General features: G+C 66.4%; 1 protein-coding gene. It reads left to right on the top strand.

From position 1 onward, the window contains the following. Positions 1 to 8: 8 nt before the first annotated feature. Positions 9 to 1,415: DNRLRE domain-containing protein (locus tag LPA54_RS32585; RefSeq protein ID WP_228984381.1), on the top strand; the 1,407-nt coding region annotated here is incomplete at its 3' end.

Genomic DNA, 1,415 nt, shown 5'->3' with positions numbered 1-1,415 from the left:
CCCTCCTCTTGAACGGAATTGAGGCTGCTTCGGCCGATACCGCGAACCCGCTGGTCACCCTGACCGTCGACGGCCACGACATCCAGCTCACCTGGCCCGGCGCCGTCCCCGCCCCGATCATCGACGGTTCCCGGGCCCTGTATCCGGAGATCTTCCCGGGCGCCGACCTGGTACTCACAGCCGATGACGAGGGCTTCGCCCAGTTGCTGGTCCTGAAGAACCGGCAGGCAGCGGCCGATCCCCGCGCGCAGCGGTTGACGTACGGCCTCACGTCCCCGGACCTGGCCTTCCGGCTGGACCCGGTCACCGGTGTCCTGTCCGCCGAGGACGCCTACGAGCGTGAGATCGCGGTCTCACCGACCCCGTTGATGTGGGACAACAGCGGCGCCCCGGCGGTGACGGACGGCGAGGTGGGCGCGACCGCGCAGCCGACGGCCGAGGAAAACCCGGAACCGAGCACCTCGACCTCAGACGAGCCGAGCGAAAGCGCTAGCCCGACGGAAGAGTCCGTCGAGACCGACGAGCAAACCGACACCCATCCGGAGATTCTGCCGACAGCCAGCGACGGACCCGAAGTGACAGTGTCAGAGACACCCCTGCCGTCCGCGCCACCGGAGCCGACTCCGGCGTCACCCTCGACCGGTCCCTCGGAAACACTGGGCCTGGCCGGTCTCGACGGCCCATCGCCCGACTCGCGCGGCGAACTGGTGGAGGCTGACCTGTCCGGGGCGAACTGGGTGTTGACCCCCGACCTGGCCTTCCTCAACGACCCGGCCACCACATACCCGGTGTTCGTCGATCCCTCGGTGAAAAAGCACACGCAGAACTGGACCACCGCCTACAGCCGGCACCCCAACGCCACGTTCTACAACGGCAAGGGGTTCAACAAGGGCGGTACACACGAGGCGCGGGTCGGCTTCGAGTCGGACACTTGGGGAACCTCGCGCTCGTACTTCAACATCGCCTTCGACAAGGACCTCAAGGGCACAAAAATCACGAGCGCGAAGCTGCGACTCCTGGAGACGTACTCGTGGTCGTGCAGCGACCGTGCCATGAGCGTGCACCTCACCGGCAGTGTCAACGGCCACACCAACTGGAGGAACGCACCGAAACTGACCGACGGCAACAAGTTCGCGACCAAGAGCTTCGCTCACGGCTACAAGTCGGGGTGTCGGGATGCGTTCGAGACGTTCGACGTGAGGAAGGCCGCACAGAAGAGGGCCGACGAGGGCAAGGACAGCATCACGTTCGGGCTGCGGGCGCGGGACGAGAAGTCGCAGTACGCGTGGAAGAAGTTCCAGGCGAACGGCGACTACGCGCCCGTGCTGGAGCTCGTCTACAACCGCAAACCGACCGTCGACCCCAAGTCCCTCGACCTCGGGCCGGACGGCAAGTGCACCACCACGGAGCCGTAC

The sequence above is a fragment of the Streptomyces sp. DH12 genome, from assembly GCF_020873895.1.
Lineage (GTDB): Bacteria > Actinomycetota > Actinomycetes > Streptomycetales > Streptomycetaceae > Streptomyces.
Note: the sequence above shows the minus strand (reverse complement) of the source record. Positions and strands in the feature narration are given on the sequence as shown.